This window comes from Haloterrigena sp. KLK7 (genome assembly GCF_037914945.1).
Classification (GTDB): Archaea; Halobacteriota; Halobacteria; order Halobacteriales; family Natrialbaceae; genus Haloterrigena; species Haloterrigena salinisoli.
The window spans coordinates 306,964-329,709 of record NZ_CP149787.1 but is presented as its reverse complement, the minus strand read 5'-3'; the positions used below and the strand labels follow the sequence as shown (position 1 = coordinate 329,709).

Here is a 22,746-nt window from a genome sequence, read left to right as displayed (position 1 = left end):
CCGCACAGTGATACATGCGTAGCTGTAAGCGGACCGGCGTCGAAGGGTCCGTCATGGGTCGAAGCGTCCACCTCAACGACATCGAACCGGTGCTCGAGGAACTCGACTACCCGATCTCTCGGGACGCGGTCGCCGACCAGTGCGACGACGTCACGCTGGTCTTAGCCGACGGCGAGGAGAACCTCGGCGACCTCGTCGCCGAGTCGGGCGGTGACGAGTTCTCGTCGATGGACGATCTGGAATCGGAAGTGTTCAACCTCCTCCCCCGCCACGCCGTCGGCGAGCCATACCAGTCCGAAGGGGAAGGATAGCGGGAACGGAGCGATAGCGGGCCGAACTTACCGTTGAACGCGTCGTCATCGGACGGCCACTCGAGAGGGGCATCGCGCCGCCGGACGGGCACTGAACGGACGACCGAGAGAACTGGGTCAGTGGTGTAACGGTTTCTCCGCCATCTCCTTGCGAAGTTCGGCCAGGTTCGACCGCGAGACGCCGTCCTCGAACTGCTGGAGCAGCGCGAAGACCTCCGCGCGCGAGACCTTGACGTCGCCCTCGCGGACGACGTCCTCGGGGCGCTCGCGCAGTTCGCGGAGCGTCCCGACGGCAAGCAGGTAGGGAATCGCCCACGCCGAGAGCCGGTTGCCGTTGTGCTCGGGGACGACCTCGAGGTAGCGCTGGGCGTCGTCGAGGTAGCGCTCGGCGCGGCCTGTCACCCGCTTGATGACGTTCGTAACGCCACCGTGGTGGGCCTCGTCGGTGACTTCCTCGACGTCGACGTCCTCCGCCGCGAGCCACTCGGCGGGGAGGTAGACGTTGTTCTCCTCGTGGTAGTCCGATTCGACGTCCTTCGCGATGTTGACCAGTTGCAGGAGGAGCGCGAACGAGCGGGCGTTCTCCCGCATCTCGTCGGCCCGATCCTGGGAGGTGCCGCGGGCGACCAGCCCGGTGATCAGCGTCCCGACGGTGCCGGCGGCGTACCAGCAGTACTCCTCGAGTTCCTCGACGGTCTGTAAGCGCAGGCCGCCCTCGTCGGCGTAGCGGTCGGTGAACATCGCCATGCCGTCGACGAGTTCCCGAACCGGCTCGCGCATGATCTCACGGGGCTCGGCGTCCAGCGACTCGAACGTCCGCAGCACCCGCGGCGTCTGGGCGACGACCTCCCAGTCGTCGTTGCGCTCCTCGGGGAGCCACGGTTCGACGTCGTCCATGAACTCCGCGACGGTCCGGTCGGCGTCCGGATCGAGCACGCGGTCGTATTCGGTGAGCAGTTCCGTCTGCGTTTCCGGCGGAATGTGTCCCGCGTCCTCGATCGTGTCGGCGACTCGACAGAGGAGGTACCCCAGACAGATGTGTCGCGCCATCGGCTCCTCGAGCCGATCGATAGTGATCGAAAAGGTCCGCGAAACGCCGTGAACCGCGTCGTAACACCAATCCAGGTCGGCGTCAGTTGGAGGTTCGGGCTGGCCCGTGGTCATCTACTCGAGTCCTTTTCGACCTCTCTCGGGAAAAACACCCCGGTCGCGGCGTGTTCTTCCGGTCGACGCGAGAATCGGCGCCCGAGCCCGGTCTCCGGTGGGGTCGAAATCGAGACGACGGCGGCCCGGCACCTCCCGACGCAATTCGTTTCCCGGCGCGCCGACAAGGGCGACCGTGACTCAGACCGTACTCGTCGCCGGCGCACACGGACAGGTGGGACAACACGTCACCGAACTGCTCGCCGAGCGCGATCACACCGCTCGAGCGATGGTCCGCGACCCGGACCAGACCGACGAGATGGAAGCGCTGGGCGGAGACCCCGTCGTCGCTGATCTAACCGAGGACGTTGCGGACGCGGTCGAGGGCGCTGATGCGATAATCTTCGCCGCCGGCTCCGGCGGCGACGCCGTCTACGACGTCGACCGCGACGGCGCGATCAACCTGATCGACGCCGCCGAGGACGCCGGCGTCGACCGCTTCGTCATGCTCAGTTCGATGGGCGCCGACGACCCGGAGTCGGGCCCCGACGCGCTCGAGGACTACCTGACCGCCAAGGCCGAGGCCGACGAGTACCTCCGCCAGAGCGGACTGGAGTACACGATCGTCCGCCCGGGCGAACTGACGAACGACTCCGGAACCGGGACGATCGAAGTCGGAGATGACATCGGGCTAGACGCCGGCGACATTCCCCGCGAGGACGTCGCCAGGACGCTCGTGGTCGCGCTCGAGCACGACGAACTCGTCGGGGAGACGTTCGAACTCCTCTCGGGCGACGAACCGATCGACGAAGCGCTCGAGACGATCGCTCCGCGATGACGGACTGTCGGACTCGCGCCGTCCCGTAGACGCGACCATCGCGGCAGCGATGACGAGCGTCATTCTCTGACGCGGCGTGAGCGCGGCGTCGACCGGTCTCCCGCGGGACGTCGTGTTCCCCGACGCGCTCGACCGCGACGTCGATCCCGCCCGGAGCGGCCGCCAGTGCCCCCGGAGCGCGTCGGCTTCGCCGACCACGCCGCGGCGTACCCCGCCGTCGTCCTCGTCGGTCAGGGCGGGCGGACGGCTACCACCGGCCCCTCGAGTCCGCCCCGCGCGAACGCGAACCGTCCGGCGCCGCCGACGACAGCCGTATGGAAAGAGTGATGTATTGTTCATTATTATAGTAGTGAATATGCCGACGGGAACGGACCAAACACTTCGACCGTTTTTGTGGCGTGCGAGTAAGCTATACGCTGATACGGAGATCGTCTCCCGAAATCACGACGGGATGCAGCGATACACCTACGGCGAGTACGAGGATCGAACGAGCCAGCTCGCGAACGCCCTCGACGAATACGGGATCGAGAGCGGCGATCGGGTCGGGACGTTCTGCTGGAATCACTCGCGTCACTTCGAGACGTACTTCGCCGTGCCGTCGATCGGCGCCCAGCTCCACACGATCAATCCGTTGCTCCCCGACGCGCACATTCAGTATATCGTCGACGACGCCGACGACGAACTGATCTTCGTCGATCAGTCGCTCGCCCCGAAGCTCGCGGGCGCGGTCGCCGACGCCGACGGCGAGTTCGACGACGTCGACTTCGTCGTCATGGGAAGCGAGGAGTCCGACGACCTCGAGGCGACGCCCTACGAGTCGTTCATCGAGGGCCACCAGAGCGAGTACGACTGGCCCGACGTCGACGAGGAACAGCCCGCGGGGATGTGTTACACCTCGGGAACGACCGGCGACCCGAAGGGCGTCGAATACACCCAACAGATGCTCTGGAGCCACACGATGGCGTCCCAGACGCCACAGGGGATCCCGATGGCCGACGACGACGTCGTCATGCCCGTCGTACCGATGTTCCACGTCAACGCCTGGGGGATGCCGTTTACGGCGACGGCGGGCGGCTCCAAACAGGTCTTCCCCGGCCCATCTCCGGACCCCGAAGACCTCGCGACCCTCATCGAAAACGAGGGTGTGACTATCAGCGCGGGCGTTCCGACCGTCTGGCTCGGGCTGATGGAGTACTGTTCGGAGAATCAGGTGGACCTCTCGACGCTCGATACCGTGATCGTCGGCGGGTCGGCAGCGCCGAAATCGATGGTCGAGTGGTTCGACACGCAGGGCGTCGAAGTGCTTCACGCCTGGGGGATGACCGAGATGGCACCGATCGGCTCGGTGTCTCACCTCAAAGCCGATCTGCGGAACGCCGACTACGATACGCAGGTCGAAAAGCGCAGCAAGCAGGGACTCGTGGTTCCCGGCCTCGAGTTCAGGGTCATCGACGACGACGGCGAGGAGATCGCCTGGAACGGACGGGAGTTCGGTGAACTGTGGATCCGTGGCCCGTGGGTGACCAAGGAGTACTTCAAGCGCCCCGAGGCCAACGAAGCGGACTTCGAGGACGGCTGGCTCAAGACCGGTGACGTCGTCACCGTCGACGAGGACGGCTACATCAAGATCGTCGACCGGGAGAAGGACGTGATCAAGTCCGGCGGCGAGTGGATCTCGTCGGTCGAACTCGAGAACGCGATCATGGCTCACGACGACGTCGCCGAGGCGGCCGTCGTCGGCGTCCCCCACGAGCGCTGGCAAGAGCGACCGGTCGCGTTCATCGTTCCCGCGGAGGGCGCCGATCGGGAGACGATCGTCGCCGAAATCAACGACCTGCTCGCCGACGAGTATCCCAAGTGGTGGCTGCCGGACGAGATCGAGTTCATCGAGGAAGTCCCCAAGACGGCGACGGGGAAGTTCTCGAAGAAGGACATCCGCGAGGAGTACGCCGAGCAGTCTCTCGTCGAGGGACAGGTTCCCGAAGACGCCGCGCCGGATCGCGACTGAAACGACCGCGATCCGATTCGGTCGTCGAGACGCGGAGACCGCGACCATCGACCGACCACGCGGACGAGAGCCCGTTTTGCTGGCACCGAGGGTGCTACTGGTCCACACCCGAGACGAAAGAGTGAACAATAAAGGGAACGGAATCGTATAATCGTTTATGGACTTTGCGCTCTCAGCCGAGCAGCAACAGATTCGCGACATGGTGTCGGAGTTCGTCGACGAGGAGGTCGTTCCCATCGCCGACGAGATCGACCACGAGGACGAGTTCCCCGCCGATCTCGTCAGCGAGATGGCCGAGCTCGGGCTGATGGGGATGCCGTTCCCCGAAGAGTACGGCGGCGCCGGGCTGGACTACCACTCCTACGCGATCGGCCTCGAGGAGATCTCGCGGGGTTCGGGCGGCCTCGGGACGATCGTCGCCGCCCACACGTCGCTGGCGGGGAACATGCTCTACGAGTTCGGCGACGAGTCCCAGAAGGAGGAGTATCTGACGCCGCTCGCGGAGGGGCGGGACATCGGCGCGTTCGCGCTCTCGGAGGCGGGGGCCGGAAGCGACGTTCCCGCAATGGAGACGCGGGCGGAGAAAGAGGGCGACGAGTACGTGATCGACGGCGGCAAGCTCTGGATCTCCAACGGCTCCGTCGCGGATACGGTCACCCTCTTCGCGAAGACCGATCCCGACGCGGGCAACAAGGGTATCTCGTCCTTCATCGTCCGTCCCGAAGAGGACGACGGCTTCATCGTCGAGGGCACGGAGGAGAAGCTCGGCGACAAGGGCTGTCCGACCGCCGAACTTCGCTTCGACGAGTTGCGCATTCCCGAATCACGACGGCTCGGCGAGGAGGGCGAGGGCTTCGTCCACGCGCTGAAGACGCTCAACGGCGGCCGGATCACCATCGCCGCCCGCGGCGTCGGCATCGCCCGCGCGGCCTTCGAGGAGGCCCGCGACTACGCCAACGAGCGCGAGCAGTTCGGCCAGCCGATCGGCGAGTTCCAGTCGATCAAGCACAAGCTGGCCGACATGGACACGAAGATTCAGGCCGCCAAGATGCTCATGCACAAGGCCGCAGACAAGAAGATCCGCGACGAGAACTACATCAAGGACGCCTCGCAGGCCAAACTGTACGCCTCCGAGGTGAGCCGCGAGGTGGCAAACGAGGGCATCCAGATCCACGGCGGCTACGGCTATACCAAGGACTTCGCCGCCCAGCGGTTCTACCGCGACGCCAAACTCAACGAGATCTACGAGGGCACCAGTGAGGTGCTGCGGAACACGATCGGCGACCAGTTGCTCGAGGAGTAACGCTCGAGCGTCCCGGATCACCCTCGGTGGGTACTAGAGCGGACGAGCCTCGTCCTCGGTGCCGTCTGCGAGTGAGACGGAGCGATTCGCTGCGATGATAGCCAGTACGAACAGCGCGTTGGTTATCGTCGCGAGAGCCAGTCCGGGGATCGGAAGCAGGCCGGACGCGGAGGCCGTTAGCAGACCGGCGCTCACGCCGACCGCCGCGACGTAGTAGTCGGTAGCAGCGTCGTCCATGGCACGCGCGTTCGGGAACCGATCGGGCTCAGCGTCCGGTCGGTCGGATCTGTCGTTCGGGTTCGCTGCGTCGAGATACGGGCGAAAGATTTCCAACCGATCGGTCGGTCGGACGATTCCGCGAGGTTTGTCGTACTCGATGATCCCCTCCTCGTCCAGTTTCGGGAGGTGATTCTGGTACAGCGGAATGTAGACACGCTGGCGCTGGGCGGACGTCAGGTTCGCGACGGTCGTCTCGTTCTCTTTCGCCGCGACGATCTCGGCGATATCGCGCATCTTGATGGGATCCTCTTTGTCCAACAGATAGACGATGACGTCCCGTCTGCGATTCGTCTGGAGGATATGGAAGATCTCGTCCTGGGAGAGGTCGCAGGGCTCGTCGGGCTGCGAACCGCCGGAGCGATCGACCGAAGGGAGGGAGTGACGGCCTGGGTTTCGGACCATTTCAGTATTTGGCGGAGTATTCTACCGAACCATAAACCTTCTCTACGAATTAGTAAAAATATTCAGACACTGATCCAGTGCTGAATCTAGTATATCGATCGAGGTCCGTGATTTCTAATGAATTGACTACCGCCGCTACAGTATCAGAGAAACCCGTTGAAGGCCGATCCGACGGATCAGTTCGCCTTACCTGTTTTTCCCACAGAGTCTATACTTCGGACTAGGTGAATTAAATCTAGCTTAGATTTGATTTACAAGATAGGTTTTACGCAGTCACGGACACTGAAATGAAGGGGTCGATAACGACGGCTCTCGGACGATCGTCTCGGCGGCAATCGCCGGTCGGCGAATCCCCACCGCAGCAGTCGGTATCCAGTGGCACTGCGGGACGAACGACGGAATCGAATCCGCCGACAGTACTCGGCACGGCAGTCAGATCCGCGGGGAACGACGACCGCTTCGCGACGAGTCGACGGTATCGCTTCACGGGACGCGACAGCGGTGCGCGGTTCTCCGCCCGGGACCTCCGAGGCGGCCTATTCGGGTCCCGAGTCGCCCTCGAGACACTCCCGCACCCAGTCGTAGTGCTCTCGGACCCGTCGCTCGCCGGCCTCGGTGAACGCGTAGACGTCGTACAGCCCCTCGGTTCGCTTCTCGACGAACCCCGCGTCCTCGAGCGCCGACAGCGAGCCGTAGAACGACTGCGGATCGAGGTGGTCGTCGTAGTGGGACTCGAGTCGCGATTTCAGCTGCTGGCCGCGGAGTTCGCCGTCCTCGGCGGCGGCCAGCAGGAAACAGATGTCGCGGCGGCGACCGCTTCGGAGCCACTTGGTCATGTTCCGGTTCCCGCGGCGCGACCGCTCGAACGTTACGGTTCGCGGGCGACTCATCGCTCGGACCGATCGGCCGCGACCGCGCGATAGCCTTCCCGGAGCCCCGCCCACGCGAGCCCGCCGACGGCCGCGAGGGCGACCGCCGCGACGGCGCCGATCTCGAGGAGGACCGCTCCGGCGCGGGAATCGAGTTCGTGGCGAAAGAGGAACCACTGGCTGCCGGGCTCGCCGATCACGACGGTCCCGGAGCCGACGACGAGCGAGCCGAACACCGTCGCGACGAGCGCGGTCGCCAGCAGCGCCAGCGTCCCGACGGCACCGGCGACGAGCCGCGACAGGAACCGCATCCCCGGCCGGCGACCGACGCTGCCGGCGTTCGAACGCGAGCCGTAGACGCCGAAGCCCTGCGCGTCGCCGTCGGGGAGCGGGCCGACGCGGACGTCCGCGGGGTACTGCAGGAGGACGCCGGCCATCCAGAGGTCGCCGATCGAGCCGGCGGCGTTGGCCGCGAGCGGGACGATCACCAGCGGCGACGGGTAAACGAACATCGCCGCTAGCCCGACGGCCGTGATGCCGACGAACGGGGCCAACAGGGCGACGAGCAACTGATCGCGCGCGTAGCTCGCGCCCTCCGTCTTCGCGTACGCGTACGGCAGGACGAAGTAGGAGACGCCGATCCCGTATCCGACGTCGCCGCCGTAGCGGGCCATGAAGACGCCGTGGAGCAGTTCGTGGGGCACCACGACGAGCGCGACGAGGCCGACCGAGGCGACGAGCCAGAGCAGCGCGTCCGGCGGTGCGAACACCGGCACGACGATCGGCTCGAGGGACGTCCCGAGAATCGCCGCGCGGACGCGGCCGAACAGGTAGGCGAAGCCGAAAAAACCGACCGCGGAGACGACGATCCACTGGACTGCGACCGCCCGCGTGCGTCGGAACGTCGCGATCAGCTGCGGGGACCTGCGAGGCTCCGTCCGGTTCACGACCGAATCCTCTCGCGGGACCGAAAAATCGGTACCGGTTCCCGCGCTCGAGCGATTCGACGTCCTGTTTTGCGCGCGACCGCGAGGGAAACCGATAGCTTCCCGGTCCTCGACCCGCGAGTATCGGCCATGACCGACGATACCGACGATCGGACGGCCGCGGAAAACGGTATCAGGGCGACGTACACGGAGACCGAGTCGGAACGCCGCATCGCGTTCGAGGTCACCGACGACGCCGGGACGGCCCTGGTCGGGACGACCGCCGCGATCGCCCAGAACATCGAGGGGTACGCCATGCTGAAGGTGCGACCGACGGTCGACGGCGACGAACTCGAGCGCTACTACGGGTTCGACATGGCCTTAGACCACGCCGCGGAGCTGCTCGGCGTCTCGCCCCACGAGCTGCCGGTGCCGGCGGCGGCCGAGGACATGGGGATGTGATCGCCTCGACGCCTCCCGTTCGTCCGCGGAGAGGCGCTCGGGGCGGTCGAGGATAGCGCCCAACGCCGCTCGGATCACTCCGAATCGTCGCTACAGGGAGCGTGTTCGCGTCGCATTGTCGACGGTGCGGATACGAAGCGACCGCTCTCGGAACGGTCGGCGTCGGGCGTTCGGTGCGGTTCGAGGGAGTCACGCTCGACTGCTGTTCAGAGAGACCGGACAGTGACGTGCACACCGCGAAGGAAAATGGTCGGTCACGTTCCTGCGGGCTTCAAGCGCGACGAGGGGGAATACCTGCGACCGATCATCGACCGAGGTCGCGACGCTGGCGAGACTGGGTGTCTCGGACGTCCAGCGATGCTCGGGCGAATCAACGACGGTGACTCGACCGATCCGTCCTGCAGTCCTCCCGGTCACATGCCAGTCCCGCCGAATATCGATCGGCACACACCGTTCTTCGCGTTTTCGTGGAGAGGATCCTATTGAAACTCAGTTTCCAGAAGTAGTTTCGCTGAAGGAGGATCCCTCGAGTTACACCCTCTCAGGACTTAATACAATATCTTATATCACTAGTATATTGTATAAACTAAAAAACTGGCCTGGAGATTCCAGAAGATATATGTGATCTAACTCTAATCGAATGACATGAACAGGGGAGGATCGCTTATATTGCATACCACATTGAAATACGGCACGCACTTTATTTAAAATATGGACCGACGTAAATTCATCGCTGCTACAGGGGTATCATTCTCCGCGCTCATGGCAGGGTGTTCTCGGTCCGGATTCGACGTCGAATCCGGGACAAACGCTGAGAGTAAGGACGACGACTCGAGTGATACGGCGTCTGAGCCCTCCGATCAGGATCAGTTCAGTAGGCACGGTGAGAACGGTGCCGTGGTGATCACCTATGATGATGCGCCTCTCCAGGACTATACGCAAGCATTTCCGGTTCATCAGGAGTTTGACGCTCCTGCAACGATTGGCGTCGTTACAGATTCACTGACCCGAGATCGAGACGACGGAGTACGATGGATGAACGTCGATCAACTCAGTATTCTCCAGAGTCACGGTTGGGAGATTGCATCTCATACGACCAGTCACGCTGATCTCGATCAAGCCCGCCTCACTGAGGATATCGTTCCCGGAGATGACCGGATCTATCCGACTCGAACTACTCATGCTGACCCCGCTGAGAAATCACTCGAGATCACGGACGGAGAGAAATCGGTTACTCGTACCGTTCTCGGCGGTGGAACGGACGGTACCGGATCCTATATTCAACTCGATGAGGAGATCAACCAATCGTTCGACGCTGAGTCGACCGTCGAACGCTATACCAGCAGCGAAATGAACCACTTTCTCGGTGACTCGAAGGCTATTCTCGAAGAGGAGGGATTCACTGTCGATACCTTGATCGCGCCGTACGATGCATTTGGCGAATGGGTTCGCCGACACGCTAAACAATACTATATCGGTGTTGCTAACGCCTATGTGACCAGAGGACGTGTCAACTCACCGATTGACTTTGACCCCTTCGAGACCAAGCGTGGCTATTTCATCGAGGAGACCTCTCGAGACGTTATTGAAGACGATCTCGACGAAATCGCACGGAACGGGAGCCTCGGCATCTTTGCTGCTCACACGGAGAAAGATGTCGTCTCTCCCGAGGAGATTCGTACCACGCTCGAAATGATCGACGATCGCGGCATCGAAGTGCTGACGCTTCGAGATGCGATTACTAGACTCTCTTAGTCGGCCTCGAAACCCGGTTTCAGACCGGATCTCACCGACTCTCAGAGACCGCTTCTGGATAGCGATTCGAGAGGGAACTACTGTGACCTATCAGCTAGTAATACGTTCTTCGAGCGAGGATCGACTGAGAGACGCCGACTCGAGCGAGTCCTTGCTGAGTACGAAGACACTCCCTGGACTCACTCCGTTAGGAAACTCCTCTAGGGACCGTTGACATCCTCCCCGCGGTAAACGGCGAGGTTTTGCGCCCGCTCATCGCATAACCCATCTAATATCAGTAATATAGATATCATAAACAAGGATTCTATCCGATAAAATACTACCTACTTCGCTATAGTTGGTGGATTACTATCTCATAATATCTTATCTCACCAAGCGCGTATGAAAAAAGATCACACTACTGGGACAGTCCCGGAAGATCATAGAAACGGTGTAGACGAGACGACACGTGATGCTGGTATGTCTCGTCGTCAGGTGGTACGTACAGGCAGTCTCTTGGGTGTAAGTAGTTTGATTGGAGTGGCGGGAATCGGAGCGGAGGGTACGGCAGCGCCAGACGTAGACAGTGCATCTGGAGGCGGCTGTAACCGGCCGGACGACATCGTTCATCTCGATTACGGCGAGTACGACAACTGGGAGGACATGTATCGGATGTCGAACGGCGAGCGCGATAACCTCGAAATCGTTTCTAGCCCGACACACGACGGAGATACCGCTCTCCAGCTACGAGTTCGTGAAGACCAGCATTGGGGGCTGAGTACGCACTACGACTTCGATGGCGGGCTACTCGAACTCAACGGCCGTGTCAATCTCGCTTTGAACTCGAACTGGGAGATGGGAGATCGAACACACAGTCGGATCTGGAACTGTGCAATGGCCTTCGGTGAGGGAAGTGCCGGCGGTGGGGTCCCCGATGGTACTAATGGGTGGAGCAATCGACTCTATGTCAGTACTCGGGAAACCGATCCGGACGGTCCGTTCCATCTCCTCTCATATACCTACCACATGGATCAAAACCAAGACCACGACTACCTGATCGATAGTAATCCCTACACCGTACGACAAGCCGAGCTCGTCCCAGGTCGGTGGTACGAATTCGAGTATTACATCTGTGTGAATACGATCGACGATGGCGTGGCAAACCCCGATGGTGTCATCCGGTACTGGCTCGATGGCGAGCTCATCTATGACCGGCAAGATTTGAGATTTACAACGGATCACGAGACTAACCGTATCGAGTCGAACGGCCCTGCTGGGTACTACGGCGGCAGATATGTCGCGCCGAAAAACCTCTACTCCTACTATGCCAATCACTCGATGGCCCTCAATGGGACGTTCGGAGATGGATGCTAACTATCCGTCTCGTTTCGAGAGTTGTCTAGGAACTCACTGCTAGCGTCTCACTATTTGCGTTAGTTTTGTGGAATCGGTTCGGAACCCCAGCTCGTTGTCTTCGCGAGTCGCGTCAAAGACCAGTCTAACCGATGCGTTCCGCTATGCGCCGGCGGTGCTCGGATCGGCACGGATCCGTCCGAACATCGCTCCGTCCGTCTCGTCGATGGTCTCCGTAGCCCTGAACCACGCCGCGGAGTTGCTCGGCGTCTCACCCCACGAGCTTCCCCTCCCGGCGACGGCCGACGAGATGGGGATGTGACCATCAGAGAACGAGCGCGTAGACGAACAGAAAACAGAAGTACCCCAGAACCACCGCGCCGAGCGCGAGCAACCGATACCGGCGGACCACCGTCTGCTCCTCGAGGTAGGCCCGCTCGAAGGCGGCCCGCTCCCGGTCGGAGAGCCGATCGGGGTGGTCGAAGCCGCGGTGGAGCGCCTCGAGTCGTCGCTCGCGAAACGGCCGATCGCAGTAGGGACACCGCGCGGTCGGGTCGTCGCCCCGGAGGTCGGCCGCCGGGTGACTCGCGGTCCCGCCGTCGGTGTCCGCGGTCGGCCGCGATCGATCGGTCGGTTGCACACCGTCTCCTACGCGACCGTCGTTTATCGACCTCCGCATTCGTTTCAGTGATCGCGACTCGAGGGAATCGAAGCGAAGTCGAGGGGGAGTCCGCCCGGGCGTCGATTCCCGAGAAGCGGGACGAAGCGGGAACGATAAATACGCGGAGTCGAACGGTGTAGACGAGAATAGCCGTGGTAACCGAATCAGCGTCGTTTCCCCGTCCGATCGGCACTCGACAGCGCTTCTCCGCACTGCTGGCAGCGACCGCGCTGGGCGTTTACCTCCTCCTGATCGTCGGCGCGACGACCTCGCTGACGAACGCGACCGCGGCGTGTTCGACCTGGCCGACCTGTCACGCGCCCGTCGATCCGCTGAGTCAGACGCAACTCGTCGTCGCGTGGGGCCACCGGATCGCGGCCGTCGTCGTCGGCCTGCTCGTCGCCGCGACGGCCGTCACCGCCGTCCTCGGCGACGTCTCGCGGCGCGTCACGACGGCGATCGTCGTCGGCGCCGTTCTCTACGTGGTTCAGGTCGGCGTCGGCGCCGCGACGGCGATGTCCGGACCCGAGGCGATCGTGCCCGGCCTGCATCTCGCGCTCGGGCTCGTGATCTTCGGGACGATCGTCCTCGCGCTCGCCTGGGATCTCGAGCTCGCCACCGGGAGCGACGACGACGCGATCGATCCTGAACCGCTCACCGACGACGTCGACGGCGAGGGAACGGCCGCCGCCGGCGGTCGCACCCTGCCCGAGGGCGGACTCGCTCGGGCCCGGCTCACCGCCTTCGCGTACTTCAAGATGATGAAGCCGCGCCTGATGTGGCTGCTCTGTCTGGTCGCCGCCGCGGGGATGGCGCTGGCCGCCGGCCCCTCGCTCGACCGCTATACGATTCTGGCGACGCTCGGCGGCGGCGTCCTCGCCATCGGCGCCTCGGGGACCTTCAACCACGTCTTAGAGCGCGACGTCGATCGGAAGATGTCCCGCACGGCGGATCGCCCGCTGGCGACCGACCTGATTCCCGTGCCCAACGCGCTGGCCTTCGGCGGGCTGTTGACCGTCGCCTCGCTCGGGATCTTCCTGACGATCAACCGGCTGGCGGCCGCGCTCGGCCTCGCGGCGATCATCTTCTACAGCGTCGTCTACACCCTCGTCCTCAAGCCCAACACCGTCCAGAACACGGTCATCGGCGGGGCCGCGGGGGCGCTCCCGGCGCTGATCGGCTGGGCCGCGGTCACCAACGAGATCGGGCTCCCGGGGCTGGCGCTCGCGGGCGTGATCTTCCTCTGGACGCCGGCGCACTTCTACAACCTCGCGCTGGCGTACAAGGACGACTACGCCCGCGGCGGCTTCCCGATGATGCCCGTCGTCCGCGGCGAGACCGAGACGCGAAAGCAGATCATCTACTACCTCGCGGCGACGCTCGTGAGCACGATCGCGCTGGCCTGGATCACCGATCTCGGCGCGCTGTACGCCGCGACGGTGGTCGTCTTCGGCGGGATCTTCCTCTGGACCGCCGTCAGACTCCACTTCGAGCAGACCGAGGCCGCGGCGTTCCGCTCGTTCCACGCCTCCAACGCCTTCCTCGGGGCCGTTCTCGTCGCGGTGCTCGTCGACGCGCTCGTCCTGACCGGGTCGCTGTTCTGACGCCGGCACTGGCGGTGCGAGACGCTCTCGGTCGTACGTTCTCCCCTCGGCGAGTTCGGAGCGACGAAAAGATCTGAACGACGAGTAGACCGCGATACGACCGAGTTACGTAGCTTACTCGTCGCTCCCGCGGGCCGCGTCGATCCGCTCGAACTGCTCGTCGCTGAGGTCGACCTCGACCGCGCCGACGTTCTCCTCGAGTTGCTCGGGCGTTCGCGCGCCGACGATCGGCACGCACGTGAAGCGATCCTGGTCCATCAGCCAGCGCAGCGAGACCTGCGCCGGCGTGGCGTCGACCTCGCTCGCGACGGACTCGACGGCCTCGAGGACGTCCCAGGCCTGCTCGGTCGCGTAGTACTCGTCGAACATCTCGTCGAGGCTCCCTCGAGAGCCGTCCGGCGCCTCGACGGAGCCGTCCTCGGCGCGGTCGTACTTGCCGGTCAGGAAGCCGCCCGCCAGCGGCGAGTAGGGGCAGACGGCGAGGTCCTGATCGGCGCAGACGTCGAGGTAGTCGCCGACCTCGTCGTACTGGGCCGCGTTGACCATCGGCTGGGTGACGTCGAACCGCTCGAGCCCCTCGACGTCGCTGGTCCACAGCGCCTTCGTCAGCTGCCAGGCGGCCATCGTGGAGGCGCCGAGGTAGCGGACCTTCCCCTCGCGGACGAGTTCGGTGAGGGTCTGCATGGTCTCCCTGATGGGCGTGTCCTCGTCCCAGCGGTGGATGTAGTACAGGTCGAGGTAGTCAGTGCCGAGGCGCTCCAAGGTGCCCTCGATCTGGGCGCGGATGTGCTTGCGGCCGAGCCCGGAGTCGTTCGGTCCGGGTTCGCCCCGGCCGTCGAAGGGGAAGTAGACCTTCGAGGCGATGACGACGTCCTCGCGGTGGATATCGCGGTCCGCGAGCCACTCGCCGATCCACTCCTCGCTGGTGCCGTTGGGATCGCCGTAGACGTTCGCGGTGTCGATGAAGTTGATCCCCTGCTCCCACGCTGCGTCGAGCAGGTCGTGGGCCTCTTCGCGGTCGGTCTCGACGGTCCCGTCGCTCTCCTTCGCGAAGCGCCAGGTGCCGAAACACAGTTGCGAGACGGTCGTGCCCGTGTTGCCGAGCGTCGTGTACTCCATGGGCGCCGATTCCGGCGCGAGCGGCAAAACGGATGGGGAACCGGCGAACCGCGAGGTTCAGTCCGCGGTCTCCGCATCCACGATGGCCGCGATCCGTCCCACTCGGTCGCGTCGATCGCTCGAACGGCGGGATCGCCGCTCGGAGACCATCGTCTCGAGTTCGGTCGCGGTCTCCGACGATATCGCGCCGTAGTACGCCTCGAGCGAGACGGACATATCGGTTAGCTATACGTTTTCGAGCGTGAAAAACACTCCGCGAACCGTCAGCGGACACGACCGGATACGGAATCCGCGTGGAGTTCGCGGCGTTACCAGCGGTGGTGGACGTGCTCCGCGACGTACTCCTCGTAGACGTCGCGCGCCGCGCCGTGGACCCGATTCGAGAGCGGGTCGAGCTCCGAGACCGCGGCGTTCGAGCGGACGTGCTCCGGCGATGTCGTGCCCGGAATGACCGTCGAGACGGCCTCGTGGTCGAGGATCCAGCGCAGCGTGAACTCGGCTATCGTCAGGTCGTCGGGGACGTGGGGCTCGAGCGCCTCGACGGCGTCGTGGCCGGTCTCGTAGGGGACGCCCGCGAACGTCTCGCCGACGTCGAAGGCCTCGCCCTCGCGGTTGAAGTTGCGGTGGTCGTCCTCGGCGAACTCCTGGTCGCGCTCGAGCGCGCCCGTCAGCAGTCCAGACGCGTAGGGGACGCGGACGATGACGCCGATATCGTTCTTCTCGGCCCGTTCGAAGAACAGCTCGTTCGGGCGCTGGCGGAACGGGTTGAAGATGATCTGGACCGTCTCGACGACGTCGTACTCGATGGCCTTCAGCGCCTCCTCGACCTTCTCGACGCTGACGCCCGCGTGGGCGATCTCCCCCTCCGCTTTGAGCCGCTCGAGCGCATCGAACGTCTCGGGCTGGTAGTAGGCCTCGGTCGGCGGGCAGTGCAGTTGCAGGAGGTCCAGCGTGTCCTCGTTGAGGTACTCCTGACTGCGCTCGACGAACTCGGCGAGGTGTTCGTAGTCGTAGCGCTCGGCCTCGTGGGGCTCGAGTCGGCGGCCGGCCTTCGTCGCGACGAAGACGTCGTCGTGGGCGTCGCGCTCGTCGAGGACGTGCCCGATGTGGCGTTCGCTGCGACCGTCGCCGTAGACGTCCGCCGTGTCGATGAAGTCGATATCGGCCTCGAGGGCGGCGCGAACGACGTCGCGGCCGGTCTCGTCGTCGACGTCGCCCCAATCGCCGCCGATGTTCCAGGTGCCGAGGCCGACCTCCGAAACGTCGCGTCCGGTCGAACCGAGCCGTCGATGGTTCATGTGTGTCCGATGCCCCTGACGTCGGGTATGCCTTGCCTTCGTGGCAATCCCCGGCCGGGAACCGTCCGAGTCGCCTTCGAGCGTGAGCCCGCCTCGTGACGGGCACTAGACGGATACGGAGAAAGTTGAGAAGTTACATAGGGGCACAACGGGCACGATGCGCCAATGAACTACTGGTGGCGCCGGCTCGCGCTCTCGCTGGGCGCCGTCTTCGCGCTCGTGGTCGTTTACGCGTGGCTCTATCAGCTGGGGATGGCCGCCTTCGAGGGGGAGACCAAGACGTTCGCGCAGGCGATCCAGACCGTGATCGAGTCGCTGACGACGGCCGGCTTCGGCGGCGACGCGCCCTGGGAAAGCACCGCGATGAATCTGTTCGTGGTCGCGATGAACCTCACGGGGGTCCTGCTGGTCTTTCTCGCCCTGCCGCTGCTGGTCGTCCCGTTGTTCCAGCAGGCGCTGCAGGACCGACCGCCGGAGTCGACCGACCTCACCGATCACGTCGTTATCTGCGGCTACTCGCCGCGATCGGACGTCCTCGCGGACGAACTCGAGGCCGCGAACGTCCCCTACGTCTTCGTCGACGACGATCCGGAGCTCGTCGTCGACCTCACCAAGGACGGGATCGAGGCGATCCACGGCGAACTCGACGAGGAGGAGACGCTGCGCGCGGCCAACGCCGGCGAGGCCCGCGCGCTCGTCACCGACGTCGACGACGAGACCAACGCGGTCGTGATCCTCACCGCTCGAGAGCTCTCGAGCGACCTCGAGATCGTCAGCGTCGTCGAGGACGAGGACGTCGCGAGCTACCACCGCTACGCGGGCGCCGACGAGACCGTCCGCCCGCGGCGCGTGCTCGGCCAGAGCCTCGCGACGAAGGCGACGACGACGCTGTCGACCGAACTCCGGGACACGATCGAACTCAGCGAGGACCTCGCGGTGACCGAACTGCTCGTGCAGGACGACAGCGATCTCGTCGGTCGAACGGTCGCGGAGTCGGGGATCCGGGATCGGATGGGGGTCACCGTCATCGGCGCGTGGTTCAACGGCGACTTCGTCCCCGTTCCCGATCCCGACCGGCGAATCGACGGCAACACGATCCTGCTCGTCGCGGGACGGCGGGACGACCTCACGGAGCTGAAAGCCCGGACGGTCTCGACGCTCGAGCACCGGCCGGAAAACGTGATCGTCGGCGGCTACGGCGTCGTCGGCCGAACCGCGGTGGAGACGCTGTCGGGCAACGGCGTCTCGACCACCGTCGTCGACCTCGCGGACCGACCCGGCGTGGACGTCACCGGCAGCGTCACCGACGAGGACGTCCTCGAGGCCGCCGGCGTGGACGAGGCTCGCTCGGTCCTGCTCACCGTCAACGACGACGCGACGACGATCTACGCGACGCTGGTCCTCAAACAGGTCGTCCCGGACATCGAGATCATCGCGCGGGCCAACGAGACGGAGAACATCCCGAAGCTCTACCGCGCCGGGGCGGAGTACGTCCTCTCGCTGTCGACGGTGACCGGCCGGATGCTCGCGTCCGTGCTGATCGAGGACGAGGAGATCCTCACGCCCGAGACGCAGTTCGAACTCGTCCGGACGACCGCCCCAGAGATCGCGGGCCGGAGCCTCGGTGAGGTGGACCTGCGGGCGCGGACCGGCTGTACCGTCGTCGCCGTCGAACGGGACGACGAACTGCTGACCGACCTCGGTCCCGAATTCGTCGTCCGCGAGGCCGACGTCCTGATCGTCGCCGGCGACGACGACGCGATCAACCGGTTCGTCGCGCTGGCCTGCTGAGCTCGGCGCGTCCGCCTCCTCCGTTAGGACTCGAGCGTCGGAACTGCGAACGCGAAGGCCAACTCGTCGTCCGTTCGGGCGACCTCGAGGAGCCATTCGACGAACGCCGTTTTTCCCGTCGAGTAGGCGAAGAGGTCGTCGTGGTCGGCCGCCAGGTTGCGTTTCAGCGCCTCGTACTCCGCGCGGAGGTCGGACCGCGCGGCGAGGACGTCGCGCGTGACGACGCTCACCCTCCAGCCGTCGGCCGACGCCGCGAAGACGTGATCGTTGAACCGCTGGCCGTCCTCGCGGCGAAATACGGGGTGCCACCGGTCGCCGTTCTCGGTCCTGTCACCGCCGAGTTCGGACTCGAGCGTCCGCGAGACGTCACGCACGGCGTCGTCCGCGACGACGATATCGAGGTCGACGATGTCTTTGGCCGCGAGGTCGGGAACCGCGGTCGAGCCGACGTGTTCGATCCGCTCGACGGCGTGTTCGAGACTCGCCTCGCGGAGCGTGTCGGACACCCGATCGCGTTCGGCGCGGAATCGGTCGCGCCATGCGTCACGTCTGGACGGAACGAGTTCGATCGGATCCTCGTTCGGATTGACCATTATTTCGCAGACGCGTGTAGTAGACATGAAATTTATCCTCGAGTGAGACCGGCATATTGGTCGGATACCCGTTTGGACTGTGAAAAACACACCGCGAATCGTCAGCAAGCACGACCGGATACGGAACCCGCGCGACAGGTGACCGCGGCGTTACCAGCGGTGGTGTAGTGCTCCGCGACGTACTCCTCGTAGACGTCTCGCGCCGCGCCATGGGCCCGATTCGATAGCGAACCGAGGCCTGACACGGCGGCGTTCGAGCGGACGTGATCCGGCGAGGTCGTTCCCGGGATGACCGTCGAGACGGCCTTGTGGGGATCGAGCCGTCGACCGGCCTTCGTCGCGACGAAGACGTCGTCGGGGGCGTCGCGCTCGTCGAGCACGCGGCCGACGTGGCGCTCGCTGCGGCCGTCGCCGTAGACGTCCGCCGTGTCGATGAAGTCGATCTCCGCCTCGAGGGCGGCGCGAACGACGTCGCGGCCGGTCTCGTCGGAGACGTCGCCCCAACTGCCGCCGATGTTCCATGTACCGAGCCCGACCGCCGACACGTCGCGTCCGGTCGAACCGAGTCGTCGATGGTTCACGTGGGATCGATCCCGGTAGTATCGAGTATGCCTTGCCGTAGGGGCAATTGGCTCTTCGAACCGCCGCAACTAGACGAGAGGTACTCCTTTTATGAGCACGCTAATAGCACTGATACTATGACATCAACTGTTGACAAATACAGTGCGACATCCGACATCGATACCGTCGGACTCATCGGAGCGGGTCGTGCCGGTCAATGGTTCGTGCCGAAACTGACGCGGGCGGGGTACGAGACGGTCGTTTTCGACGCCGACCCGGAGGCCGCCGCCGACGCGGTCGACCGCGGTGCCGTCGCCGCCGACGATCCGGCGGACGTCACGACTCGAGCCGACGGTATCGTCCTCTGTGTACCGACGCAAGCAGCCGTCGAAACCGTAATGGAAGGGTCCGACGGCGTCCTTGAGGCCCTCGACTCGGGGCAGGTCGTCGTCGATACTGGGACCACGACGCCCGACCTCGACGTCTACTATCAGGGGGAGTGTCACGAGCGCGGTGCCGGCTACGTGGACTGCGGCATGACGCGCCACGGCCCGGGCGAGTCCCAGCACGATCAAGAGCCGGCGTACACGATGTTCGTCGGCGGTGACGCCGATGACTACGAACGCGTGCGTCCGGTTATCGAGGCGCTCAGTTACGAACACGAGTTCTTCGACGGGATCGGGAACGGCCACGTCGTCAAGGCGGCCGTCGTACTCCGGGCCACCTGCCGAGCGGCGATGGCCGCCGAGGTGTCCGAGTTCCTCTCGAACAACGGAATCGACCCCGAACGAATCGTCGATCTGCTCGGCTGGGAAGTTCCGAGTCCGTACCTCGATCCGCCGTACGTTACGAACAGAGGGTTCGAACGTGCCATGTCCGGAAACGACGATGACGATGGCGACGACGGCGAGGCCCGCGGCTTCCGCGTCGACGACCGCGGCGCCCGACCCCGACTCCGAACGTCCGACTGGGCGAAAGATCCGGCGATCGCGCTCGCGGTCGCCCGCGCGTCGGACAGCTACGTTCCGATGTTCACCGCGGCCTACCAGACGACGCTCCTCGCGGAGAACTACGGTTCCGCCCTCGCGGACCGAGACCTCGAGTTCGGCGACCCCGAGTGGCACCTCTTTCACCTCCGCTCGGCGTACCGTGCCCTCACCCGCCCGCAAGAGGAATGGCGTCGACTCGATCGGTGGGCCGGGACCGACGACCGAGAGCACGAGTGAGAATAGACCGCCGTTTCGTATCGGCTAATTGACCACCGTTGCGCAAGGACGGCAACTCTCGGTCACCGGAACGACGGCAGCACTTCCTCCTCGTAGAACTCGATCGCCTTCTCCTGTTCGTCCCCGATCTGGTGGAAGTAGACGTGGTCGTAGCCGGCGTCGATCGCTTCCTCGATGCTGTCGATGTGTGCCTGTGCGTCGGGTTCGGTGGTCGTCCCGGCCTCGGCGATGTCCTCCTTCTCGACCATCTGGGCCGCCTGCTCGAAGTGGGCCGGCGTCGGCAGTTCCTGCCCGAGTTCGCCCGGAATCGAACCGTTGGGCCACTGCTCGTGGATCGTCTCGATCGCCTCCTCCTCGCTGTCGGCGTAGCAGCCGTGCAGTTGCGTGTACTTGGGGCCGTCGCCGCCGGCGTCCTCGTAGGCCTCGACGGGCTCTCCCTTCGGGCCGGAACACCAGAGGCCGTCGGCGTTGTCGGCGGTCCACTGCGCGGTCTGGGGGCCGAAGGCGCTCGCGATCATCGTCGGCTGCTCGTCGGGACAGGTGTAGAGCCGCGCGTTCTCGACCGTGTAGTGCTCGCCGTGGTGGCTCGTCGTCTCGCCCGTCCAGAGCGACCGCATGACGTCCATCGCCTCGTCTAACATCTCGAGGCGGACGTCGTGTTCCGGCCAGCGCTCGCCCGTGACGTGTTCGTTCAGGTTCTCGCCGGTGCCGACGCCGAAGGTAAAGCGGTCGCCGAACATCTCGTCGACCGTGGCGACGGCGTGGGCGACGTTGACCGGGTGGATCCGGATCGTCGGGCAGGTGACGCCGACGCCGACCTCGATCTCGTCGGTCGCCTGCGCGATCCCGCCGAGCGTCGACCAGACGAACGGGGACTCGCCCTGCGCGGAGACCCAGGGGTGGAAGTGATCCGAGATTGAGAGGAAGTCGAATCCCGCGTCCTCGGCGCGTCGGGCGATATCGACGAGCTCGTTCGGGCCGTGCTCCTCGCTCGAGAGAGTGTAGCCGATCTGGGGCATTCCCGGACGGCTACCACGAATCGGCGCGTAATGGTTGACCCTGCGAGGGCAAGAAATCGGGCGCCGGTGCCCGCGGCGGCTATCCCGGCGCCGGGGCGCTCCTAGTCCTTCACCTCGAGGAAGGAGAGACACCAGTTCTCCGGATCGGCGAGCGCACGCCGCGAGAACTGACCGTCGCTGCCCTCGTTCGGGAGGGGCCGAACCGCCATATACGTGGGATGACAGAACCGCGAGACGAGCGGGAGTTCGTAGCTGACGAATCCGAAGCGGGCGAGCAGCGACGGGGAGAGGGTCCCGTCGGTCACCGACAGCACGTCGGCGTCCGCGTTGTCGGCGACGACCGCCGCGAGCAGGTCGGCGAACGCGTCGTGGTGGGACGCCAGCGGCAGCGAATCGAAGACGATCACGCCGTCCTCGCCGCCGGATCGCGTGACGAGCGCGGCGACCGGGCGGTCGTCGCGGGTGGCCACGTACGCGGTGTGGTCGAACGTCGGCGCGTCGAACTGCCACTCGTAGTACTGCGCCTCGCGATAGGCGTGGAACGCGCGCGGGACCTGCGACTCGTAGATCGACTCGAGGAGGTCGGCGGGCGGCGACGCGTATCGCTCGACGTCGTACGTCCCGTCCGCCGGCGAGAACCGATCGAAGAGGCCGAGCCCCGTTCGTGTGACGGCGTCCGCCGCTCGCCCGATCGGGCCGGGGACCGTCTCGTCCGGAAGCAGTTCGCCGGGCCGTTGCACCCTGTAGTACATCGGCACGACCGTCACCTCTGACCAGCCGAGCTGTTCCTGTGCGCCGAGCGACGCGCCGTTCGGGAAGTTGAAGAACAGCGCCGACTCTCGACGGCGATAGCGACTGATCCCGCGCTCGGTGATTCGGGAGTAGAGTCCGTTTCGACGGTGGTCGGGGTGAACGACCGCGTCGACCGGTTTGCACGCCAGGACGATCCGCTCGCCGCGGCGGACCCGACAGGGGACGTATCCCTGCACGGCGACGATCTCGCCGTCCCGCTCGGCGAGCGTAATCGGGACGTGCGAGAGATACGGATCGTCGACGTACTTCCACTCGAACCAGTCGGTCCCGGGTCGGTATCCCCACTCGGTCTCGAGCAACGAGAGGACGCCGTCCCGATCCCCGCGCTCGTACGTTCTCACCCTGTACTCGTCGGTGCTCTCCGTTTGGCCCTGCCGCGCCATCGGCTAGTGATCGACGGAATAGGCCTTCGTTATGCGGAGATTTTCCGCCG

The 22,746-nt window shown here is 64.7% G+C and carries 22 protein-coding genes and 1 pseudogene; 11 read left to right on the top strand and 12 right to left on the bottom strand.

All coding sequences use genetic code 11. From position 1 onward, the window contains the following. Nucleotides 1-53: 53 nt before the first annotated feature. Complete coding sequence (locus WD430_RS01620) at nucleotides 54-311, top strand: hypothetical protein (protein WP_339105844.1); 258 nt, start codon at nucleotides 54-56, stop codon at nucleotides 309-311. 117 nt (nucleotides 312-428) lie between these two features. Here the strand turns inward: WD430_RS01620 and WD430_RS01615 are convergent, their stop codons facing one another. Then, the gene (locus tag WD430_RS01615) at nucleotides 429-1,475 is read right to left on the bottom strand and encodes a phytoene/squalene synthase family protein (RefSeq protein WP_339104292.1); all 1,047 of its coding nucleotides are present in this window, start codon (nucleotides 1,473-1,475) and stop codon (nucleotides 429-431) included. 175 nt (nucleotides 1,476-1,650) lie between these two features. On the opposite strand from WD430_RS01615, the gene WD430_RS01610 reads away from it, so the two are divergent. The 4 genes from WD430_RS01610 (at nucleotide 1,651) to WD430_RS01595 (ending at nucleotide 5,603) form a co-directional block, all read left to right on the top strand. Further along, nucleotides 1,651-2,292 (top strand): SDR family oxidoreductase, encoded by a 642-nt coding sequence (locus tag WD430_RS01610; RefSeq protein ID WP_339104291.1) that lies wholly within the window; start codon nucleotides 1,651-1,653, stop codon nucleotides 2,290-2,292. Nucleotides 2,293-2,457: 165 nt separating this feature from the next. Continuing rightward, nucleotides 2,458-2,619, top strand: a complete 162-nt coding sequence (locus WD430_RS01605) for a hypothetical protein (RefSeq protein WP_339104290.1) — start codon at nucleotides 2,458-2,460, stop codon at nucleotides 2,617-2,619. Between the two features lie 28 nt (nucleotides 2,620-2,647). Then, entirely contained in the window at nucleotides 2,648-4,300 is a 1,653-nt protein-coding gene (locus tag WD430_RS01600; protein ID WP_339104289.1) for a long-chain fatty acid--CoA ligase, read from the top strand. Nucleotides 4,301-4,457: 157 nt separating this feature from the next. Beyond that, nucleotides 4,458-5,603 carry an acyl-CoA dehydrogenase gene (locus tag WD430_RS01595; RefSeq protein ID WP_339104288.1) on the top strand — a complete coding sequence of 382 codons (1,146 nt, stop codon included), beginning with the start codon at nucleotides 4,458-4,460 and terminating at the stop codon, nucleotides 5,601-5,603. Between the two features lie 33 nt (nucleotides 5,604-5,636). Here the strand turns inward: WD430_RS01595 and WD430_RS01590 are convergent, their stop codons facing one another. The 3 genes from WD430_RS01590 to WD430_RS01580 form a co-directional block, all read right to left on the bottom strand. Then, complete coding sequence (locus WD430_RS01590) at nucleotides 5,637-6,284, bottom strand: hypothetical protein (RefSeq protein ID WP_339104287.1); 648 nt, start codon at nucleotides 6,282-6,284, stop codon at nucleotides 5,637-5,639. A gap of 536 nt (nucleotides 6,285-6,820) precedes the next feature. Beyond that, nucleotides 6,821-7,120: a PadR family transcriptional regulator gene (locus WD430_RS01585; RefSeq protein ID WP_339104286.1), complete on the bottom strand. Its 300-nt coding sequence runs from the start codon at nucleotides 7,118-7,120 to the stop codon at nucleotides 6,821-6,823. Nucleotides 7,121-7,170: 50 nt separating this feature from the next. Then, nucleotides 7,171-8,100 (bottom strand): DUF3267 domain-containing protein, encoded by a 930-nt coding sequence (locus tag WD430_RS01580; RefSeq protein WP_339104285.1) that lies wholly within the window; start codon nucleotides 8,098-8,100, stop codon nucleotides 7,171-7,173. A gap of 129 nt (nucleotides 8,101-8,229) precedes the next feature. Here WD430_RS01580 and WD430_RS01575 point away from each other — a divergent pair, with 129 nt between their 5' ends. From WD430_RS01575 to WD430_RS01565, 3 genes are all read left to right on the top strand, one after another. Next, nucleotides 8,230-8,541, top strand: coding sequence for a hypothetical protein (locus tag WD430_RS01575; RefSeq protein WP_339104284.1), 312 nt, complete (start codon nucleotides 8,230-8,232; stop codon nucleotides 8,539-8,541). 711 nt (nucleotides 8,542-9,252) lie between these two features. Next, a complete protein-coding gene (locus WD430_RS01570; protein ID WP_339104283.1) occupies nucleotides 9,253-10,296 on the top strand; it encodes a polysaccharide deacetylase family protein in 1,044 nt (347 codons plus the stop codon). Nucleotides 10,297-10,677: 381 nt separating this feature from the next. Continuing rightward, nucleotides 10,678-11,649 carry a hypothetical protein gene (locus WD430_RS01565; RefSeq protein ID WP_339104282.1) on the top strand — a complete coding sequence of 324 codons (972 nt, stop codon included), beginning with the start codon at nucleotides 10,678-10,680 and terminating at the stop codon, nucleotides 11,647-11,649. A 304-nt stretch (nucleotides 11,650-11,953) separates the two neighbouring features. On the opposite strand, the gene WD430_RS01560 is transcribed toward WD430_RS01565, so the two are convergent. After that, entirely contained in the window at nucleotides 11,954-12,268 is a 315-nt protein-coding gene (locus tag WD430_RS01560; RefSeq protein WP_339104281.1) for a hypothetical protein, read from the bottom strand. Nucleotides 12,269-12,441: 173 nt separating this feature from the next. Here WD430_RS01560 and WD430_RS01555 point away from each other — a divergent pair, with 173 nt between their 5' ends. After that, entirely contained in the window at nucleotides 12,442-13,893 is a 1,452-nt protein-coding gene (locus WD430_RS01555; protein WP_339104280.1) for a heme o synthase, read from the top strand. Nucleotides 13,894-14,007: 114 nt separating this feature from the next. Here WD430_RS01555 and WD430_RS01550 read toward each other — a convergent pair whose 3' ends face one another. The 3 genes from WD430_RS01550 to WD430_RS01540 all read right to left on the bottom strand — a co-directional run bounded on the left by WD430_RS01550 (nucleotide 14,008) and on the right by WD430_RS01540 (nucleotide 16,310). Beyond that, entirely contained in the window at nucleotides 14,008-15,012 is a 1,005-nt protein-coding gene (locus tag WD430_RS01550) for an aldo/keto reductase (RefSeq protein WP_339104279.1), read from the bottom strand. 57 nt (nucleotides 15,013-15,069) lie between these two features. Next, the gene (locus tag WD430_RS01545) at nucleotides 15,070-15,228 is read right to left on the bottom strand and encodes a hypothetical protein (protein ID WP_339104278.1); all 159 of its coding nucleotides are present in this window, start codon (nucleotides 15,226-15,228) and stop codon (nucleotides 15,070-15,072) included. A 92-nt stretch (nucleotides 15,229-15,320) separates the two neighbouring features. Further along, nucleotides 15,321-16,310 carry an aldo/keto reductase gene (locus WD430_RS01540; protein ID WP_339104277.1) on the bottom strand — a complete coding sequence of 330 codons (990 nt, stop codon included), beginning with the start codon at nucleotides 16,308-16,310 and terminating at the stop codon, nucleotides 15,321-15,323. Nucleotides 16,311-16,475: 165 nt separating this feature from the next. Here WD430_RS01540 and WD430_RS01535 point away from each other — a divergent pair, with 165 nt between their 5' ends. Further along, entirely contained in the window at nucleotides 16,476-18,101 is a 1,626-nt protein-coding gene (locus WD430_RS01535) for an NAD-binding protein (protein ID WP_339104276.1), read from the top strand. A 23-nt stretch (nucleotides 18,102-18,124) separates the two neighbouring features. On the opposite strand, the gene WD430_RS01530 is transcribed toward WD430_RS01535, so the two are convergent. Continuing rightward, nucleotides 18,125-18,694: a GrpB family protein gene (locus WD430_RS01530; protein ID WP_339104275.1), complete on the bottom strand. Its 570-nt coding sequence runs from the start codon at nucleotides 18,692-18,694 to the stop codon at nucleotides 18,125-18,127. Between the two features lie 302 nt (nucleotides 18,695-18,996). After that, nucleotides 18,997-19,275: pseudogene (locus tag WD430_RS22570) on the bottom strand (aldo/keto reductase); the annotation flags it as partial. Nucleotides 19,276-19,392: 117 nt separating this feature from the next. Here WD430_RS22570 and WD430_RS01520 point away from each other — a divergent pair. Beyond that, on the top strand, nucleotides 19,393-20,481 hold the full coding sequence (locus tag WD430_RS01520) for an NAD(P)-binding domain-containing protein (protein WP_339104273.1): 1,089 nt from the start codon (nucleotides 19,393-19,395) through the stop codon (nucleotides 20,479-20,481). A gap of 62 nt (nucleotides 20,482-20,543) precedes the next feature. Here WD430_RS01520 and WD430_RS01515 read toward each other — a convergent pair whose 3' ends face one another. Both WD430_RS01515 and WD430_RS01510 read right to left on the bottom strand, forming a co-directional pair. Further along, entirely contained in the window at nucleotides 20,544-21,500 is a 957-nt protein-coding gene (locus WD430_RS01515; RefSeq protein WP_339104272.1) for a TIGR03557 family F420-dependent LLM class oxidoreductase, read from the bottom strand. A gap of 101 nt (nucleotides 21,501-21,601) precedes the next feature. Further along, nucleotides 21,602-22,696, bottom strand: coding sequence for a GNAT family N-acetyltransferase (locus WD430_RS01510; protein WP_339104271.1), 1,095 nt, complete (start codon nucleotides 22,694-22,696; stop codon nucleotides 21,602-21,604). Nucleotides 22,697-22,746 lie beyond the last annotated feature (50 nt).

Coding starts and splice junctions, on each gene's coding strand:
- WD430_RS01620 (WP_339105844.1), top strand. CDS start 54: ATGGGTCGAAGCGTCCACCTCAACGACATCGAACCGGTGCTCGAGGAA.
- WD430_RS01615 (WP_339104292.1), bottom strand. CDS start 1,475: ATGACCACGGGCCAGCCCGAACCTCCAACTGACGCCGACCTGGATTGG.
- WD430_RS01600 (WP_339104289.1), top strand. CDS start 2,648: ATGCCGACGGGAACGGACCAAACACTTCGACCGTTTTTGTGGCGTGCG.
- WD430_RS01595 (WP_339104288.1), top strand. CDS start 4,458: ATGGACTTTGCGCTCTCAGCCGAGCAGCAACAGATTCGCGACATGGTG.
- WD430_RS01590 (WP_339104287.1), bottom strand. CDS start 6,284: ATGGTCCGAAACCCAGGCCGTCACTCCCTCCCTTCGGTCGATCGCTCC.
- WD430_RS01585 (WP_339104286.1), bottom strand. CDS start 7,120: ATGACCAAGTGGCTCCGAAGCGGTCGCCGCCGCGACATCTGTTTCCTG.
- WD430_RS01575 (WP_339104284.1), top strand. CDS start 8,230: ATGACCGACGATACCGACGATCGGACGGCCGCGGAAAACGGTATCAGG.
- WD430_RS01570 (WP_339104283.1), top strand. CDS start 9,253: ATGGACCGACGTAAATTCATCGCTGCTACAGGGGTATCATTCTCCGCG.
- WD430_RS01565 (WP_339104282.1), top strand. CDS start 10,678: ATGAAAAAAGATCACACTACTGGGACAGTCCCGGAAGATCATAGAAAC.
- WD430_RS01550 (WP_339104279.1), bottom strand. CDS start 15,012: ATGGAGTACACGACGCTCGGCAACACGGGCACGACCGTCTCGCAACTG.
- WD430_RS01545 (WP_339104278.1), bottom strand. CDS start 15,228: ATGTCCGTCTCGCTCGAGGCGTACTACGGCGCGATATCGTCGGAGACC.
- WD430_RS01540 (WP_339104277.1), bottom strand. CDS start 16,310: ATGAACCATCGACGGCTCGGTTCGACCGGACGCGACGTTTCGGAGGTC.
- WD430_RS01535 (WP_339104276.1), top strand. CDS start 16,476: ATGAACTACTGGTGGCGCCGGCTCGCGCTCTCGCTGGGCGCCGTCTTC.
- WD430_RS01530 (WP_339104275.1), bottom strand. CDS start 18,694: ATGGTCAATCCGAACGAGGATCCGATCGAACTCGTTCCGTCCAGACGT.
- WD430_RS01520 (WP_339104273.1), top strand. CDS start 19,393: ATGACATCAACTGTTGACAAATACAGTGCGACATCCGACATCGATACC.
- WD430_RS01515 (WP_339104272.1), bottom strand. CDS start 21,500: ATGCCCCAGATCGGCTACACTCTCTCGAGCGAGGAGCACGGCCCGAAC.
- WD430_RS01510 (WP_339104271.1), bottom strand. CDS start 22,696: ATGGCGCGGCAGGGCCAAACGGAGAGCACCGACGAGTACAGGGTGAGA.